General features: G+C 72.1%; 16 protein-coding genes. 8 read left to right on the forward strand and 8 right to left on the reverse strand.

Annotation, left to right across the window (positions count from 1 at the left end):
* The 4 genes from D0D28_RS33640 to D0D28_RS33655 form a co-directional block, all read left to right on the forward strand.
* Window positions 1-115, forward strand: a 115-nt coding sequence (locus D0D28_RS33640; RefSeq protein WP_162831103.1) for an integrase core domain-containing protein, incomplete at its 5' end; no start/stop codon positions are given.
* A 273-nt stretch (window positions 116-388) separates the two neighbouring features.
* A complete protein-coding gene (locus D0D28_RS36405) occupies window positions 389-802 on the forward strand; it encodes a transposase (RefSeq protein ID WP_346009507.1) in 414 nt (137 codons plus the stop codon).
* 307 nt (window positions 803-1,109) lie between these two features.
* Window positions 1,110-1,277 carry a hypothetical protein gene (locus D0D28_RS35935; protein WP_158224468.1) on the forward strand — a complete coding sequence of 56 codons (168 nt, stop codon included), beginning with the start codon at window positions 1,110-1,112 and terminating at the stop codon, window positions 1,275-1,277.
* Entirely contained in the window at window positions 1,274-2,290 is a 1,017-nt protein-coding gene (locus D0D28_RS33655) for a fatty acid desaturase family protein (protein ID WP_162830496.1), read from the forward strand. The genes D0D28_RS35935 and D0D28_RS33655 overlap by 4 nt, the downstream gene beginning before the upstream one ends.
* A gap of 3 nt (window positions 2,291-2,293) precedes the next feature.
* Here the strand turns inward: D0D28_RS33655 and D0D28_RS33660 are convergent, their stop codons facing one another.
* A complete protein-coding gene (locus D0D28_RS33660) occupies window positions 2,294-3,784 on the reverse strand; it encodes an acyl-CoA synthetase (protein ID WP_116115188.1) in 1,491 nt (496 codons plus the stop codon).
* Window positions 3,785-3,833: 49 nt separating this feature from the next.
* Between D0D28_RS33660 and D0D28_RS33665 the strand changes: the two genes are divergently transcribed.
* On the forward strand, window positions 3,834-4,274 hold the full coding sequence (locus tag D0D28_RS33665) for a GNAT family N-acetyltransferase (protein WP_369806813.1): 441 nt from the start codon (window positions 3,834-3,836) through the stop codon (window positions 4,272-4,274).
* A gap of 613 nt (window positions 4,275-4,887) precedes the next feature.
* Here the strand turns inward: D0D28_RS33665 and D0D28_RS33670 are convergent.
* Window positions 4,888-5,217 (reverse strand): ArsR/SmtB family transcription factor, encoded by a 330-nt coding sequence (locus tag D0D28_RS33670; protein WP_116115204.1) that lies wholly within the window; start codon window positions 5,215-5,217, stop codon window positions 4,888-4,890.
* Window positions 5,218-5,287: 70 nt separating this feature from the next.
* Between D0D28_RS33670 and D0D28_RS33675 the strand changes: the two genes are divergently transcribed.
* On the forward strand, window positions 5,288-6,499 hold the full coding sequence (locus tag D0D28_RS33675) for an MFS transporter (RefSeq protein ID WP_116115190.1): 1,212 nt from the start codon (window positions 5,288-5,290) through the stop codon (window positions 6,497-6,499).
* On the opposite strand, the gene D0D28_RS33680 is transcribed toward D0D28_RS33675, so the two are convergent.
* Together D0D28_RS33680 and D0D28_RS33685 are read right to left on the reverse strand one after the other, a co-directional pair.
* Window positions 6,448-8,289 carry an ABC transporter ATP-binding protein gene (locus D0D28_RS33680; RefSeq protein ID WP_240323456.1) on the reverse strand — a complete coding sequence of 614 codons (1,842 nt, stop codon included), beginning with the start codon at window positions 8,287-8,289 and terminating at the stop codon, window positions 6,448-6,450. The genes D0D28_RS33675 and D0D28_RS33680 overlap by 52 nt on opposite strands.
* Before the next feature lie 77 nt (window positions 8,290-8,366).
* Window positions 8,367-10,100, reverse strand: a complete 1,734-nt coding sequence (locus D0D28_RS33685) for an ABC transporter ATP-binding protein (RefSeq protein ID WP_116115194.1) — start codon at window positions 10,098-10,100, stop codon at window positions 8,367-8,369.
* Between the two features lie 76 nt (window positions 10,101-10,176).
* On the opposite strand from D0D28_RS33685, the gene D0D28_RS33690 reads away from it, so the two are divergent.
* Window positions 10,177-10,788, forward strand: a complete 612-nt coding sequence (locus tag D0D28_RS33690) for a TetR/AcrR family transcriptional regulator (RefSeq protein WP_116115196.1) — start codon at window positions 10,177-10,179, stop codon at window positions 10,786-10,788.
* A 68-nt stretch (window positions 10,789-10,856) separates the two neighbouring features.
* Window positions 10,857-11,624 (forward strand): ATP-binding protein, encoded by a 768-nt coding sequence (locus tag D0D28_RS33695; protein ID WP_116115198.1) that lies wholly within the window; start codon window positions 10,857-10,859, stop codon window positions 11,622-11,624.
* A 69-nt stretch (window positions 11,625-11,693) separates the two neighbouring features.
* Here the strand turns inward: D0D28_RS33695 and D0D28_RS33700 are convergent, their stop codons facing one another.
* The 4 genes from D0D28_RS33700 to D0D28_RS33715 all read right to left on the reverse strand — a co-directional run bounded on the left by D0D28_RS33700 (window position 11,694) and on the right by D0D28_RS33715 (window position 15,807).
* Window positions 11,694-12,035 (reverse strand): STAS domain-containing protein, encoded by a 342-nt coding sequence (locus tag D0D28_RS33700; RefSeq protein WP_094007433.1) that lies wholly within the window; start codon window positions 12,033-12,035, stop codon window positions 11,694-11,696.
* Window positions 12,036-12,142: 107 nt separating this feature from the next.
* Window positions 12,143-13,231: a tRNA 2-thiouridine(34) synthase MnmA gene (gene mnmA / locus D0D28_RS33705; protein WP_094007434.1), complete on the reverse strand. Its 1,089-nt coding sequence runs from the start codon at window positions 13,229-13,231 to the stop codon at window positions 12,143-12,145.
* Entirely contained in the window at window positions 13,231-14,427 is a 1,197-nt protein-coding gene (locus D0D28_RS33710; protein ID WP_116115200.1) for a cysteine desulfurase family protein, read from the reverse strand. The genes mnmA and D0D28_RS33710 overlap by 1 nt, the downstream gene beginning before the upstream one ends.
* A gap of 27 nt (window positions 14,428-14,454) precedes the next feature.
* Window positions 14,455-15,807: an MFS transporter gene (locus D0D28_RS33715; protein ID WP_116115202.1), complete on the reverse strand. Its 1,353-nt coding sequence runs from the start codon at window positions 15,805-15,807 to the stop codon at window positions 14,455-14,457.
* Window positions 15,808-16,090: the final 283 nt, after the last annotated feature.

Genomic DNA, 16,090 nt, shown 5'->3' on the forward strand with positions numbered 1-16,090 from the left:
CAGCAACACCGAACGAGCCGCCGCGCTTGCGCCCTGGCTCGAGCACTACAACACTCAACGCCGCCACAACGCACTCGGCGGCCACCCACCCACCAGCCGACTGCCACCAACCTAACGGCCAAGTACACCTAGGGCGTGTCTGAGAAAAGTTGGGGCTGGTGGCTGGGATGCTGCTGGGCGTTTCGCGGTTTCAGTTGCTCTCGGATCCTCATGATGGTGGTGGCGTGCTGATGTGCCCGGGTGATCGTGGAATCCACCGAGACCGCCCAGTCGATCTGCCCCGCGGCATCGGCAGCGGCGAGCAGGCGCCGCACCACAGCGTCCCAGGTGCCATCACCCGCTTCGCAGGGAGCTGGGTCGAATTACACGGATTTGCCGACCGAGCCGCCTGTTTCCACACCTGATGCGGCACTTGCGGGTCGCTCGGCCCGGTCGCGGCGATCAGGCCTCCTCCTCCAGGGCGGTCCGCGGACATCTGCGTGCCCGCGGCATCGTCGCGGTGATCCCCGGACCTGCCGATCAGGTCGGGCACCGCACACGCCGCGGATCCCGCGGCGGCCGCCCACCGGCTTTCGACTCGACGGCCTACCGCGGGCGCAACGTCGTCGAACGCCGCTTCAACCTGCTCAAACAATGGCGCGGCCTGGCCACTCGCTACGACGAGCTCGCCATCGTCTCTCGCAGCGCGGTCGTCCTCCACACCCTCATCACCTGGACCAAAGGTGGCGGATTGGCCGGTGCCGAGGTTGTGCCGGATCGCGGTGGTCGTCGTTGGCCATTGTCGGTCCTGGGCCGGGCGTAGGCCCATTCGTCGAGCAGGGATGTGGTGCACTCCTCCCGATCAGACACATCCTGCGAGCGGGTCCCGGCCGGGTGGCGCGGCGCTGGAGCGCGACTTCGCGTAGGCTGGGTGACAGCGGGCGGGTTCGGTCGCCGTCGACACCGGGTGCGGAGGAGCACCGGAACGGCGAACCTGATGCGATGCTCATGCTCGCCCCCCGCTGAGACCTACCCCACCAGCCGCGCCGTTCCGACGAACCGCCGGCCGGTCGTTCTTCCACCCGTGGCTGCCGCGCCGAACGGCGCCGGCCACCCGCCAAGGAGCTTCCATGATCCACACCTCTCGTCACACCCGTACCTCCGTCACGGTCGAGCCCGTCCTGTTCAGCCACCCCCTGGTCGAGGAGACCAGCCACGTGGCGGGCGAACTGGACGCGGCAGCCGCGCGGCAGGTCCGGTTCACCGCGCCGTCGTCGACGCCGGCCAGGCGCCGGTGACCGCGGCCACAGCTCCCACGACCGGCAGCGACTACGCCGCCCTGTCGCGGGAGATCCGTGCCGCCGGCCTGCTGCGGCGCCGCTACGCCTACTACGCCCGCCGGATCACGGCCACGCTCGTCGTCTTCGCCGGTGCCTGGACGGCGTTCGCCTTCCTCGGCGACAGCTGGTGGCAGTTGCTGATCGCCGCGCTGCTCGCCGTGGTGTCGGCGCAGCTGGCGTTCCTCGGGCACGACGCCGGGCACAAGCAGATCTTCCGGACGCGCCGTCCCAACGACACGCTCGGAACCCTGCACGGCGGCCTGATCGGCATGAGCTACCAGTCGTGGATCTCCGGGCACAACCGGCACCACGCCAACCCCAACCACGAGGACCACGACCCGGACCTGGACATCCCGGCGCTGGCGTTCACCCGCGGCCAGGCGAGCCTGAAGACCGGCTTCCTCCGCTGGATGGCCAAGCACCAGGCGGTGCTGTTCTTCCCGCTGCTCATGCTGGAGGGGCTGAACCTGCACGCCTCCGGCATCCGCGCGGTCTGGCGGGGCGAGACCAAGGCCCGGCGCCTCGAAGGCGCGCTGCTGGTGGCCCACACCGTGGGCTACCTCGCCGCCGTGTTCCTCGTCCTGTCACCCGGCCTCGCCGTGCTGTTCGTCGTGGTGCACCAGGCGCTCTGGGGTGTCTACATGGGATGCTCGTTCGCCCCCAACCACAAGGGGATGCCGACGATGACCGGCGAGTCGGCCGACTTCCTCCGCAAGCAGGTGCTGACCTCGCGCAACGTCCGCGGCGGCTGGTTCACCGACTTCCTCCTCGGCGGGCTGAACTACCAGATCGAGCACCACCTGTTCCCCAGCATGCCGCGTCCGCACCTGCGCCACGCACAGCCCATCGTGCAGCGGTTCTGCGCCGCGCACGGGATCTCCTACAGCCAGACCGGCCTGGTGCAGTCCTACCGCGAGGTGCTGCGGCACCTGCACGAAATGGGCGCACCGCTGCGGGCCCGCACGGCGTGACGGTCAGGAGAAGCGGTCCCGCAGCTCGCGCTTGAGGATCTTGCCCGAGGCGTTGCGCGGCAGGTCCGGCACGAAGCGGACCGCCTTCGGGACCTTGAACGCGGACAACCGCTCGCGGACGTGGGCGATCAGCGCCTCCGGTGAGACGTCCTCCTTGGACACCACCACGGCGGTGATCGCCTCGATCCACTTCTCGTCCGGGACGCCGATCACCGCGGCTTCGGCGACCGCGGGGTGGGTGTAGAGCGCGTCCTCCACCTCGCGGGAGGCCACCAGCACGCCACCGGTGTTGATGACGTCCTTGATGCGGTCGACGACGTAGATGTAGCCCTGTTCGTCGATCCGCACCAGATCACCGGAGTGGAACCAGCCGTCCCGGAAGGCGTCCTCCGTTTCCTCGGGCTTGTCCCAGTACCCCTCGCACAGCTGGGGGCTGCGGTAGACGCATTCGCCGGACTCGCCGGGTGCCACGTCGTTGCCCTCGGCGTCGACCACGCGCAGCTCGACGAACAGCACCGGGCGCCCGGCCGAATCGGGGCGCCCGGCGTGGTCCTCGGGGCGCAGGATGGTCGCCAGCGGGCCGATCTCCGACTGCCCGAAGCAGTTGTAGAAACCCAGTTCCGGCATGGCCTGGCGGAGCCGGTCGAGCACCGGGCCGGGCATGATTGACGCGCCGTAGTACGCCTTGCGCAGCGCGCTGAGGTCCCGCGAACCGAAGTCCGGGTGGTTGGCCAGCGCGACCCACAGCGTGGGCGCGGCGAAGAACGCGCCGTGCCGGTCCTCGGCCAGGCGGCGCAGGATGTCGGTCGGGTCCGGGGTCTCCAGCAGCGTGTTCGTCGCGCCGACGGCCAGCCACGGCACGAGGAACACGTGCATCTGCGCGGAGTGGTAGAGCGGCATGACGTGCAGCGGGTCGTCGTCCGCGGTGAGGTCGAGGCCGGTGATGCACGACAGGTACTCGTGGACCAGCGCGCGGTGGGTCATCATCGCGCCCTTGGGGCGGGAGGTCGTGCCGGAGGTGTAGAGCAGCTGGGCGAGGTCGCCGTCGCCGACCTCGGCGTCCAGCTCGGGCACCTCGCCGGAGAGCGCGACGAGCGAGCCGTCCGCGTCGCGCAGGGGCACGACCCGGTCGAGCGCGGGCAGGTTGCCGGCGAGGGCGGGGTCGGCGAGCGCGACCCGGCTGCCGGACTGTTCGACCAGGTAGGCCAGCTCGTCGCCGGTGAGGTTGTAGTTGATCGGCACGTGCACGAGCCCGGCGCGGGCGCACGCGAGGAAGCCGATGAGGTAGGCGTCGGAGTTCTTGCCGTAGGCGGCGACCCGGTCGCCCTTGACGAGCCCGAGGCCGAGCAGGTGCGCGGCGGCGCGGGTGACGGCGGCGTCCAGGTCGGCGTAGGTCCACTGCCTGCCGGCGAACTTCAGCGCGACGCGGGCTGGCCAGCGGGCCGCGCTGCGGCGGAGGATGTCCGCGACGGTGCTGGAGCGGAGCGTGGTCAAGGGGACTCCTCCTTCGGCGCCGGTGCCATACTCGACGGTCGTGAGTGAGATCCACATTAGACGTGCTCGGCGCGCGGATGTCGAGGAGATCGTGGCGATGCTGGCCGACGACCACCTCGGCGCGCGGCGCGAGCAGCCCGGCGATCCGGGGTACCTGCGGGCGTTCGAGGCCATCGCGGCGGACCCGAACCAGCTGCTGGCGGTGGCGGAGCGGGACGGCGCCCTGGTCGGGACCTTGCAGCTCACGTTCATCCCGGGCCTGTCCCGCCGCGGCGCGACGCGGGCGCTGGTGGAGGCGGTGCGGGTGCGGGGCGACCAGCGGGGCAACGGTCTCGGGGCGACGCTGATGGAGTTCGCGGTCGAGGAGGCCCGGCGGCGCGGGTGCGCGATGGTGCAGCTCACCTCGGACGCCTCGCGGGTGAACGCGCACCGCTTCTACGAGCGGCTCGGGTTCGAGGCCAGCCACGTGGGGTTCAAGCTGATGCTCTGACACGGGGCCCGGTGGGTCACGCGGCGGCCGGTGGTTCCAGCCGCTGCCGCATGCCCCCGGCCGCCTTCGCGGCGGTGGTTTAGCCAGGCGCGGTTGCCCCCGGCCGCGGCAGCGGAGCGCGCGCCCACCGGCGGGCTCCGCCAGGCGGCGTCACGCGGCGGCAGGTGGCTCCAGTCATTGCGGCACGCGCCCACTGGCGGCTTCCGCCGCGGCAGCCCAACCGGGCACGGTCGCCCCGCGCGGCAGAGTGGCGCACACACCGGCTGCCTCCGCGGCGGCAGCCCACCAGGCGAGGTCACGCGGGCCCGGGTGGCTCCAGCGCTGCGGCACGCGCCTCACCGGCCGCCCTCGCCCCGGTGGTTTAGCCAGGCGCGGTTGCCCACGACCGCGGCAACAACGCGGGCGCGCCTACCAATCGCCTCCGTCGCGGCAGTCCACCGTGCGTGGTCACGCGGCGGCCGGGCGGCTCCAGCCGCTTCGGCACACGCCACCGACCGCCTCCACAGCTCTCCAGCCGGGCGGGGTCACACGGCGGCCGGTGGCTCCCACCTCCAGCACCAGAACGGCGCGCGCTCGTCGGCCACCTCCGCCACAGCCCTCCAGCCGGGCGCAGTCACGCGGCGGCCGGTGGCTCCCAGTTCCGCACCAGGTCCAGCAGTCCCGGGAACCGCGCCTCCAGGTCGGTCACCCGCACCTCGCTGCGCCGCTCCAGTCCGAACTGCCGCTGCGTCGTCACGCCGGCCTCGCGCAGCAGCTTGAAGTGGTGGCTCAGCGTCGACTTCGGGCGGTCGATCCCGAACCACCCGCAGGAACGCGGCACGCCCGGGGACTCCAGCAACAGCTTCCGCACCATCCCCAGCCGCAGCGGGTCGCTCAGCGCGGAGAGCACCGTTTCCAGGCGGATCTCCTCGCGGGCCGGCTGCGGCAGCGTCTCCTCGGTCACAATCCCGATCATAGCTCTTAGTTCGGCTATCTTCGAACAAGTACGAGAAAAGTCGAACTAGGAGCAGCACGTGATCCCGCAACGCGCCGTCTGGCTCGCCGCCTGGCCGGTCCTCGCCGTGTTCGTCCTGTCCAACGCCCCGACCCCGCTCTACGTGCTCTGGCAACGCGAACTCGGCTTCTCCGCCGGCGTCCTGACCGTCGTCTTCGCCTGCTACATCGCGGGCCTGCTCGGCGCGCTCCTGGTCGCGGGCGTGGTCTCGGACCGGATCGGGCGCAAACCCGTTCTCCTCCCGGCGCTCGCGCTGGGCATCGTCGCCTGCGTCCTCTTCGCCACCGCCACCTCGGTGCTCGCCCTGGCGATCGCGCGGTTCCTCGCCGGGCTCGCCGTCGGCGCCGCGGTCATCGCCGGCATGGCCGCGGTCAACGACGTCGCCCCGGGCCGCGGCAAGACCGCGGCGCTGGCGTCCTCGACCGCGATGGTCCTCGGCGCGGGCCTCGGGCCGCTGCTGGCCGGCGTCGCGTCGGAAACCCTGCCCGGGCCGACGGTCACGATCTTCCTCGCCGAGATCGTCCTGCTCGCCTCGGCCGCGGTCGTCGTCGCGCGGCTGCCGCTGCCCCGCCCGCGCAGCGCCACCCGCGCCTGGATCCGGATCCCGGACGTCCACCCGGACGGCCGCGGCGCCGTCCTGCGCGGCATCGCCGTGTTCGCACCCGGCATCACGGCGACCTCGTTCGTGCTGTCCCTCGGCCCGTCCGTGCTGAGCGAACTGCTGGGCAGCACCGACCGGATCGTCGCCGGAGCGCTCGCGTTCGTCATGTTCCTCGGCGCGACGGGCATCCAGTTCGCCGTGCGCGGGCTGCCCGCCCGGACCATCCTGATCGCCGGCGCCGCCTCGACCACGGCGAGCATGGCCGCCCTGATCGCCGCGCTGCCGACCTCGTCGCTCGCGCTGCTGGCGGCCGCCGCGGTGCTCGCCGGAACCGGTCAGGGCATGGGCCAGTTCGGCGGCCTCACGCTGGTCAACGCCAGCGTCCCGGCCAACCGGCTCGCCGAGGCCACCGCCGCGCAGAACGTCGGCGGCTACGTGCCCGCCGCGGTCCTCCCGCTCGCCGCGGGGTTCCTCAGCGACGCCACCGGCCTGGCCACCGGCGCCACCGCGTTCGGTGCCGTCGTGATCGCCGCCGTCGTGGCGGGCGGCCTCGTCGCCGGGCGAGGCCGCCCCACCCGTCAGGAAGCGGCTTCCACCGGGCTGCGGAACTGCGCCGAGTACAGCCGGTAGTAGGCCCCGCCCGCGGCGAGCAGCGCCTCGTGCGTGCCCTGCTCCACGATCCGCCCCGACTCCATCACCAGGATGAGGTCGGCGTCGCGGATCGTGGACAGGCGGTGCGCGATCACGAACGAGGTGCGGTCGGTCCGCAGCGCCGCCATCGCCTGCTGCAGCAACGCCTCGGTGCGGGTGTCGACCGAGCTGGTGGCCTCGTCGAGGATCAGCAGCGACGGATCGGCGAGGAACGCCCGCGCGATCGTCACCAGCTGCTTCTCCCCCGCGCTGAGGTTGGTGCCCTCGTCGTCGATCACCGTGTCGTAGCCGTCGGGCAGGCTGCGCACGAACCGGTCGACGAACGTGGCCCGCGCGGCGGCCTCGACCTCCTCGGCGGTCGCCGACGGCCTGCCGTAGGCGATGTTGTCCCGGATGGTGCCGTTGAACAGCCAGGTGTCCTGCAGCACCATCCCGGTCTGGCCGCGCAGCTCGTCGCGGGTCATCTCGGTGATGTCCACGCCGTCGAGGGTGATCCGCCCGGCGTCCAGCTCGTAGAACCGCATGATCAGGTTCACCAGCGTGGTCTTGCCCGCCCCGGTCGGCCCGACGATCGCCACCGTCTGCCCCGGCTCGGCCACCAGCGACAGGTCCTCGATCAGCCGCCGCTCCGGGTCGTAGGAGAAGCCGACGTGCTCGAACTCCACCCGGCCCCGGCGCTGCTCCGGCAGCTTCGGCGACGCGGTGTCCGGCTCCTGCTCCGCCGCGTCCAGCAGCTCGAAGACCCGCTCGGCCGAGGCGACCCCGGACTGCAGCAGGTTCGCCATCGACGCGGCCTGCGTCAACGGCTGCGTGAACTGGCGCGAGTACTGCAGGAACGCCTGCACGTCGCCGAGCGTCATCGTGCCCGTCGCGACGCGCAGACCACCGACGACGGCCAGCACCACGTAGCTGAGGTTCGACAGGAACATCATCGCCGGCATGATGATCCCGGAGATGAACTGCGCGCCCATCCCGGCGCGGTAGAGGTCGTCGTTGCGGCGCCCGAACTCCCGCTCGACCTCGCGGCGGCGGCCGAACACCGTCACCAGCTCGTGCCCGCTGAACGCCTCCTCGATGTGCGCGTTGAGCGCGCCGGTGTGCTTCCACTGCGCCACGAACAGCTTCTGCGAGCGCTTCCCGATCGCCCTGGTCAGCACGATCGAGGCCGGGACCACCAGCAACGCGATCACCGCCAGCAGCGGCGACACCACGAACATCATCACCAGCACGCCGATCAGCGACAGCAGCGACGTGAGCAGCTGGCTCAGGGTCTGTTGCAGCGTCAGGGCGATGTTGTCGATGTCGTTGGTGACGCGGGACAGCAGCTCACCGCGCGGCTGCCCGTCGAAGTACCGCAACGGCAGCCGGTGCAGCTTCGCCTCGACGTCCTCACGCAGCCGGTACACCACGCGCTGCACGGCCCCGTTGAGCAGGTACCCCTGCAGCCACCCGAAGACCGACGCGGCCACATACAGCACCAGCACCCACGCCAGCACCCGGCCGAGCGCGATGAAGTCGATGCCGGCGCCCGGCACCACGTCCATCCGGGCGAGCATGTCGGCGAGGTTGGTGTTGCCCTCCGCCCGCGCCGCCGCGACGGCCTGCTCGGTGGTGGTGCCCTCGGGCAGGCGGCTGGAGATGAACCCGCCGAAGATGATGTCCGTGGCGTGGCCCAGGATCTTCGGCCCCACCACGGTGAACGCGACGCTCGCGACCCCGAGGACGACCACGAACGCGAGCGTGAGCCGTTCCGGGCGCAACCGGCCCATCAGCCGCCGGGCGGCGTCGCCGAAGCTCTTCGGCTTCTGCACGGGCCCGGCTGGCGCGCCGGGGAAACCTGGTCTGGTCACGCCGCTTCCTCCGCGGTGAGCTGGGACTGCACGATTTCGAGGTAGGTGGGGCAGTCGCGCACCAGCTCGGCGTGCGTGCCGAGACCGGCGATCTCCCCGTTCTCCAGCACGACGATCTGGTCGGCGTCGGCGATCGTGGAAACCCGTTGCGCCACCACGAGAACCGCGGCGCCGGCGGTGTGCGGGGCCAGCGCCGCGCGCAGCCGGGCGTCGGTCGCCAGGTCCAGCGCCGAGAACGAGTCGTCGAACAGGTAGACCTCCGGCTTGCGCACCAGTGCCCGCGCGATCGCGAGCCGCTGCCGCTGGCCGCCGGAGACGTTCGTGCCGCCCTGCGCGATCGGCGCGTCCAGGCCGCCGGGCATCTCCGACACGAACTCCCGCGCCTGCGCGATCTCCAGCGCCTGCCACAGTTCTTCGTCGGTGGCGTCCGGTTTGCCGTAGCGCAGGTTGCTCGCCACGGTGCCGGTGAACAGGTACGGCCGCTGCGGCACCAGCCCGATGCGGCCCCACAGCACGTCCGGGTCGAGTTCCCGGACGTCGACGCCGTCGACCAGCACCCGCCCCGCCGTGGCGTCGAAGAGCCGCGGCACCAGCGACAGCAGCGTGGTCTTGCCGGCGCCGGTGCTGCCGATGATCGCGGTGGTCTTCCCGGCCTCCGCGCGGAACGCGATGTTCCGCAGCACCGGGGCGTCCGCGCCCGGGTACCGGAACTCCACCCCCTGGAACTCGACGGCGCCGTGCTCGGTCACCTCCCGCACCGGCCGCAGCGGCGGCCGCACCGACGAGTCGGTGTCCAGCACCTCCGCGATGCGCTCGGCGCACACGGACGCGCGCGGGATCATCGTCGCGATGAAGGTCGCCATGGTGACCGACATCAGGATCTGGATCAGGTAGTTCAGGAACGCCGTCAGGGCACCGATCTGCATCTCGCCGCTCGCCACGCGGTGCGCGCCGAACCACAGCACGGCGACGCTGGAGGCGTTCATCACCAGCATGACCGTGGGGAAGATCAGCGCCTGCAGGCGGCCGACGCGCAGCGCGGTGACGGTCAGCTCGTCGTTGGCGACGGCGAAGCGCCGCACCTCGTCGCGCTCGCGGACGAACGCCCGCACCACGCGGATGCCGGACAGCTGTTCCCGCAGCACGCGGTTGACCTGGTCGATGCGGGTCTGCATGAGCCGGAACTGCGGCACCATGCGCGACACGATGAGCCCGATCGCGGCGAGCAGCACCGGGATCGCGACCAGCAGCAGCCAGGACAACCCCACGTCCTGTTCGAGCGCGAGCACGATGCCGCCGACGCACATGATCGGCGCCATGATCAGGATCGTGCAGCCCATCACCACGATCATCTGCACCTGCTGCACGTCGTTGGTGGTGCGGGTGATCAGCGAGGGTGCCCCGAACTGCGCCACTTCGCGCGCGGAGAAGCCGCCCACGCGGTGGAAGACGGCGGCCCGCACGTCGCGCCCGAACCCGGCCGCGCTGCGCGCCCCGAAGTACACCGCGCCGATGGCGCAGGCGATCTGCAGCAGCGTCACGGCCAGCATCCAGCCGCCGGTGGAGAAGATGTAGCCGGTGTCCCCCGTGGCCACGCCGCGATCGATGATGTCGGCGTTGAGGCTCGGCAGGTAGAGCGAAGCGATGGTGCCCACGAGCTGCAGCACCACCACCGCGGCGAGCGCTCGCCAGTACGGACGCAGGAATGTCCGCAATATCCGGTTAAGCACGATTCCCCCTAGGAACGGTCGATAACCACTGAGTAGGCTACCGCCGTAAGAAACGCAACGTATTTTGGAGAGCCGGGTGCCGGAGCCGAAGTCGAGGCGTCACGGCGCGGAACTGGAGTCCGCGATCCTGGACGCGGCCTGGGCCGAACTCGTCGAGGTCGGCTACGCCAAACTCACCATGGAGGGCGTCGCGGCCCGCGCGGGCACCAGCAAGCCGGTCGTCTACCGGCGCTGGCCCGGGCGTCCCGAGCTGGTCCTCGCGGCCTGGCGCCGTCGCGTGCCGGACGGCGGCGACCTGCCCGACACCGGCGCGCTCCGGTCGGACCTGCTGGCACTGTTGCATCGGTTCGTGCATCGATTCCAGGACACCCCGCGCGACGTTCTCGCCGGACTGATGAGCGAAACGTTCCGCGACCCCGAAGTGTTCGCCTTGCTGCTCAAGCAGATCGCCGCCACCAGGCAGTGGCCCGCCGTCGAGACCGTCGTGCGGAAAGCCGTGGAGCGCGGGGAGATCCCGCCCGTGCAGATCACGCCGCGCGTCGCGCGCGTCCCCCTCGACCTCATCCGCGCCGAGGCCATCTTCCACCACCGGGAAATCGACGAGAAAACGATTACCGAGATCGTCGACGACGTTCTTCTGCCCCTGTTGCGGGGATTGGCGCACACGGAATCGCCCGGGGAGGAATGACCGGCCCTCCGGCGGGGTATCAATCCGCTGACACGATCGACGAGAAGTGTGGAGGCGGTGTCGGAAGTATGAGCACCGCTGGACGGGTCCTCATCCGGCAACGGGACGTCGCCGGGTGCACGGTCGTCGACCTCACCGGGCGGCTGAACACCCACAGCTACGGGGAACTCCGGGACAGCCTGATCAAGCTGACGCTGGACCAGCCGCGGGCGCTGATCGCGCAGGTCGACGACCTGGACGTGACCACCGAGCCCGCGCTGACCGTGTTTTCGGCGGTCCGGATGCGCACCGACCAGTGGCCCGCCGTGCCGGTGCTGCTCGTCGCGAACGATCCGCACCGGCACCGGTTGCTCTCCGGCAGCGCCATCCGCCGCTTCGTCCCCGTCTACCCACGCCTCGAGGCGGCGATCGAGGCGGTGGCCGAACCGCCGCTGCGGCGACGGCGGGCGGCCGTGTTCCTCCCGCTCCCGAGCAGTTCGCACGGCGCCCGGCTGTTCGTCCAGGAGACCTGTCGCAAGTGGAACGTCCGGCACCGGCTGGAGGACGCGCTCGGGGTGGCCACCGAACTGGTCGAGAACGCGATCACGCACGCGGGCACCGCGCTGGAGGTGCGGCTGGAGCTGCGCAGCGGCTACCTGACCATCGCCGTCCGCGACGAGGACCCGCGCCCGGCCGTCCTGCGGCAGCGGCCCAGCGGCCGGCTCCAGGGCTACGGCCTGCAGGTCATCTCGGCGCTGTCCCGGACCTGGGGCTGCTCCCCGGCGCGGGACGGCGGCAAGATCGTCTGGGCGGTGCTCAGTGTCGGCCCCCGGCGCCTCGCCCCGTTCCCGACCTGACTTCCGGCAGCACGCAACCGACGCGGGGAGTGAGCAGGCGGCCACGCCCTGTTCCGGCCGGTCAGCGGATCACGAACCCAGCGCCTCGCACACCGTTTCGTAGCGGGGCAGGACCGCGGTCACGCCGGTGAGGCCGAGGACGCGGGCGGGCTGACTGCTCCGCGGAGCGACCACCCGCAGCTCCCGGTCCCGCACGTCGAGCATCGCCTGCACCCCGGCGGCGCTGAGGAACGCGACCCGGGTCAGGTCGAGCACGACCGGGCCGGGTCGCCCGGCGAGCGCCTCGGCGAGCCGGGGCGCGGTGCAGAGGTCGATCTCGCCGCTCGCACGCACCACGCACGCCCCGGAGCGGTACTCGACGGCGAGGTCCAGCAGCCGCTCGGTGAGCGGGGTGCGCGGCACGTCGGACACCAGGTTCGCCCCCTCGGCAACGTGGTCGTGTCTCCGGCCGGAACCGGACCACGATGCTAGCGCCGCGCGGCTAAACCGCACAGCCACCGAGTTCACCGGATCGGGCGTTACCCGTCGGTTGCCGCGATCTTCGCGCTGCCCAGCACGACGTCGCCCGCGGCGTCCGGCCGGTAGAGCACGACGACCTGCCCGGGGGCGACGCCGGTGAGAGGTTCGCGCAGCTGGATCCGCACCTGGTCGCCGTCGACCTCGGCGACGGCCTCGCCGAGACCGCCGTGCGCGCGGACCTGGACCACGCACTCCGTCGGGCCGTCCAGCGGCCGCCCCGGCCAGACCGGGCGGTCGGCGCGGATCTCGCGGACGGTCAGCGCGTCCGCCGAGCCGACCTTGACCGTGCCGGACACCGGCTCCAGCGCCAGCACGTAGCGCGGCTTGCCGTCCAGCACCGAGCGGTCGATGCCCAGGCCCTTGCGCTGGCCGATGGTGAAGCCGTGCACGCCGGTGTGGCGGCCGAGGACCGCCCCGGTCTCGGCGTCCACCAGGTCACCCGGCCGCTGGCCGAGGCGCTTCTCCAGGAACTTCTTGGTGTCGCCGTCGGGGATGAAGCAGATGTCGTGGCTGTCCGGCTTGCGCGCCACGGCGAGCCCGCGCCGTTCGGCCTCCGCGCGGATGTCCGGCTTGCGGGTGTCGCCGACCGGGAACATCGAGTGGCGCAGCTGCTCGGGCGTCAGCGAGGCCAGCACGTAGGACTGGTCCTTGTCCGGGTCCACCGCGCGGCGCAGCTCCGGCACACCGTCCACAACGGACAGCCGGGCGTAGTGGCCGGTGGCGACGGCGTCGAACCCGAGCGCGATCGCCTTCTCCAGCAGGGCCTCGAACTTGATCTTCTCGTTGCACGTGACGCACGGGTTGGGCGTGCGGCCGGCGGCGTACTCGCCGACGAAGGTCTCGATGACCTCCTCGGTGAACCGCTCGGCGAAGTCCCAGACGTAGAACGGGATGCCGAGGATGTCCGCGGCGCGGCGCGCGTCGTGCGAGTCCTCGATCGTGCAGCACCCGCGCGACCCGGTGCGCAGCGTGCCGGGCTTGGCCGACAGCGCCAGGTGCACGCCGACCACGTCGTGCCCGGCCTCCACCGCGCGGGCCGCCGCCACGGCCGAGTCCACTCCCCCGCTCATCGCGGCCAGTACCCGCATCACACCTCCTGCTTGTTCTTGCGCAGCCCGGACAGCCCGGCCTGCCGCGCCCGCGCGACCACGGCGCCGATCTCCCGCGCCACCGCCTCGACATCGTCCGGTGTGGACGTGTGCCCGAGCGAGAACCGCAGCGAACCGCGGGCCGACGCGGCGTCGGCGCCCATCGCCAGCAGCACGTGGCTGGGCTGCGCGACACCCGCGGTGCACGCCGAGCCGGTCGAGCACTCGATGCCCTTGGCGTCCAGCAGCATCAGCAGGCTGTCGCCCGCGCAGCCGGGGAACGTGAAGTGCGCGATGCCCGGCAGCCTGCCCTCGCCGCCGGGCATGCCGTTGAGGATCACGTCGGGCACCTCGCGCCGGACCGCCTCGATCAGCGCGTCCCGCAGGCCGCCGACCCGCTCGGCGTAGCGCGGCTGCTCGCGCACCGCCTCCTCGACGGCCGTGGCGAACGCGCGGATGGCCGGCACGTCGAGCGTGCCGGAGCGGACGTCGCGTTCCTGGCCACCGCCGTGCAGCAGCGGCACGCATTCGGTGTCGCGCGAGAGCAGGAGCGCGCCGACGCCGTACGGGCCGCCGAGCTTGTGCCCGGTGAGGGTCAGCGCGGCCACGCCGCTGTCGGCGAAGTGGACCGGGACCGCGCCGACGGCCTGCACGGCGTCGGTGTGCAGCGGGATGTCGTGCTCGGCGCAGATCTCGGCCAGCTCCGGCATCGGGTTGACCGTGCCGACCTCGTTGTTCGCCCACATGACGGTGACCAGCGCCACGTCGTCCGGGTCGGCCTCGATGGCCTTGCGCAGCGTCTCCGGCAGCACGCGGCCGTGCTCGTCCACGTCCAGCCAGGTCACCTCGGCCTGCGCGTGGTCGGCCAGCCACTGCACCGCGTCGAGCACGGCGTGGTGCTCGACCGCGCTCGCCAGGACGCGGCGGCGGGCCGGGTCGGCGCCGTGGCGGGCCCAGAAGATGCCCTTCACCGCGAGGTTGTCACTCTCCGTGCCGCCCGCGGTGAAGATGACCTCGGACGGACGAGCGCCCAGCGCCTCGCCGATGACCTCCCGCGCCTCCTCGACGGCCCGCCGCGCGCGGCGGCCGGAGGAATGCAGCGAGCTGGCGTTGCCCACCGTGGACAGCGCCTCGCTCATCGCCGCAATGGCGGACGGCGACATCGGGGTGGTCGCCGCGTGGTCGAGATAGGTCATCGCACTACCAGGGTAGACCGTGCGGTATCACCCGCGCGTGGGCCACCGGCGGGTGATGACGACGCCCACCACGGCGAGCGCGGCGAGGGTGAGCGCGAGCACACCCAGGGCCGGAGCGGGCTCGTGGGCCGAGGCGAGCAGGCCGAGCAGGACCCCGCCGAAGCCGACGGTCAGCGCCGAGGTGACCCAGTCGCCGAGCTGCATCGCGGAGGTGTTGAACCCGCGCTCGTGCTCGGGCGAGAAGCGCAGCAACAGCAGCGAGATCGACGGGTAGGCGACGCCCATGCCGGCCCCGCCGATCAGGCACGCGACGAACGCGAGCCAGCCGGGGAACCACGGCTGCGCGACGAACCCGAACAGCAGCACGCTGACGGCGACCATGGCGAACCCGGCGCGCAGCAGCTTCTCGCGGGACCAGTCCGGGTGGCGGCCCTGCACGGCCGAGGCGGCCGACCAGGTGAGCGCGGTGGCGGTCAGCGGGAGCCCGGCCAGCGCCGGGCTGTAGCCGTGGACGGTGGCCATGGCCAGCGGCAGGTAGGCCTCCATCCCGGCGAAGGCGCCGCCGAGCAGGGCGCGGGAGGCGACCACGGTGGGCAGGCCGGGCCGCGCGGTGACCGTGCCGGGCGGGACGAGGCGGCGGACCGCCAGGGCGAGCGCGAGGAGCCCGGCGGCGCCGTAGCCGAGCGCGGCCGGGCTGGGATGCTGGGCGGCCCAGGTCAGCGCGGCGACCCCGACGGCGGCGGCGAGGGCGACGACGATCCCGGCCCGGCGCTGCCGTTCGCCGGCGACGTGGGTGAGCCGGCGGGCGACCGGGATCAGCATGAGGAGACCGACCACGGCCAGCGGCGCGAGGCCGAGGAACACCCAGCGCCAGCCGAGGTGCTCGGTGACCAGGCCGGCGACGGTCGGCCCGATCACGGCGGGCAGCACCCAGGCGGCGGCGTTGGCCGCGTACATCATCGGCCGTTCGCGGTCGGTGTAGACGAGCGCGATCAGCAGTGAGACGGCGACCAGGACGGTGCCCGAGCCCAGCCCCTGGAGGACCCGGCCGGCGAGCAGGAGCGCCATGTCGGTGGCGGTCCCGGCGACGATCAGGCCGGCGAGGAAGAGGGCGGGCCCGGCGAGCATCGGCAGCGCCGGGCCGCGGCGGTCGCAGAACCGCCCGGACAGCACGGTCGCGACGACGCTGGCGATCAGGAATGCGGTGAACGGCCACGAGTAGAGCCGCTGCCCGTCCAGGTCGCCGACCATGGTGGGCATCGCGGTGGCGACACCCATGTTCTCGAACGCGATCAGGGTGACGACCAGCAGGCTGGCCACGGTGGTCGTCCGGTGCTCGGCCGTCCACAACACACCACGCGACCGGGCTTCGACGATCATGGCGCCAGCCTGACACCTCCAGCACGGTGGAGGTCAAGACAAGCCCAGCACGGTGGAGGTCAAGACAAGCCACAAAACCGCCACCCGGCAACGCAAGCCCCTACCCCCCGAACCACTCCCCTTCCCGCACCCGATCCCCAGCCCACCTCGGTTGCCGAGCAGTCGGGTCAAGGCACGCTTTCCCGCCTTGACGCTACTTCCCGGCAACCGACCACTGAAAGCTCGGGTTCGGGAGGTAACGAATCCGGGCGTTGCGAAGCGAAGCCGGAGCAGTTCAGATACG

This window comes from Amycolatopsis ruanii (assembly GCF_003385175.1).
Lineage (GTDB): Bacteria > Actinomycetota > Actinomycetes > Mycobacteriales > Pseudonocardiaceae > Amycolatopsis_E > Amycolatopsis_E thermalba.

Excerpts from the sequence above, each read along its gene's own strand:
- D0D28_RS33710 (WP_116115200.1), bottom strand. The coding sequence starts at position 14,427 with ATGACCTATCTCGACCACGCGGCGACCACCCCGATGTCGCCGTCCGCC.
- mnmA (WP_094007434.1), bottom strand. The coding sequence starts at position 13,231 with ATGCGGGTACTGGCCGCGATGAGCGGGGGAGTGGACTCGGCCGTGGCG.
- D0D28_RS33680 (WP_240323456.1), bottom strand. The coding sequence starts at position 8,289 with ATGGGCCGGTTGCGCCCGGAACGGCTCACGCTCGCGTTCGTGGTCGTC.
- D0D28_RS35935 (WP_158224468.1), top strand. The coding sequence starts at position 1,110 with ATGATCCACACCTCTCGTCACACCCGTACCTCCGTCACGGTCGAGCCC.
- D0D28_RS33695 (WP_116115198.1), top strand. The coding sequence starts at position 10,857 with ATGAGCACCGCTGGACGGGTCCTCATCCGGCAACGGGACGTCGCCGGG.
- D0D28_RS33715 (WP_116115202.1), bottom strand. The coding sequence starts at position 15,807 with ATGATCGTCGAAGCCCGGTCGCGTGGTGTGTTGTGGACGGCCGAGCAC.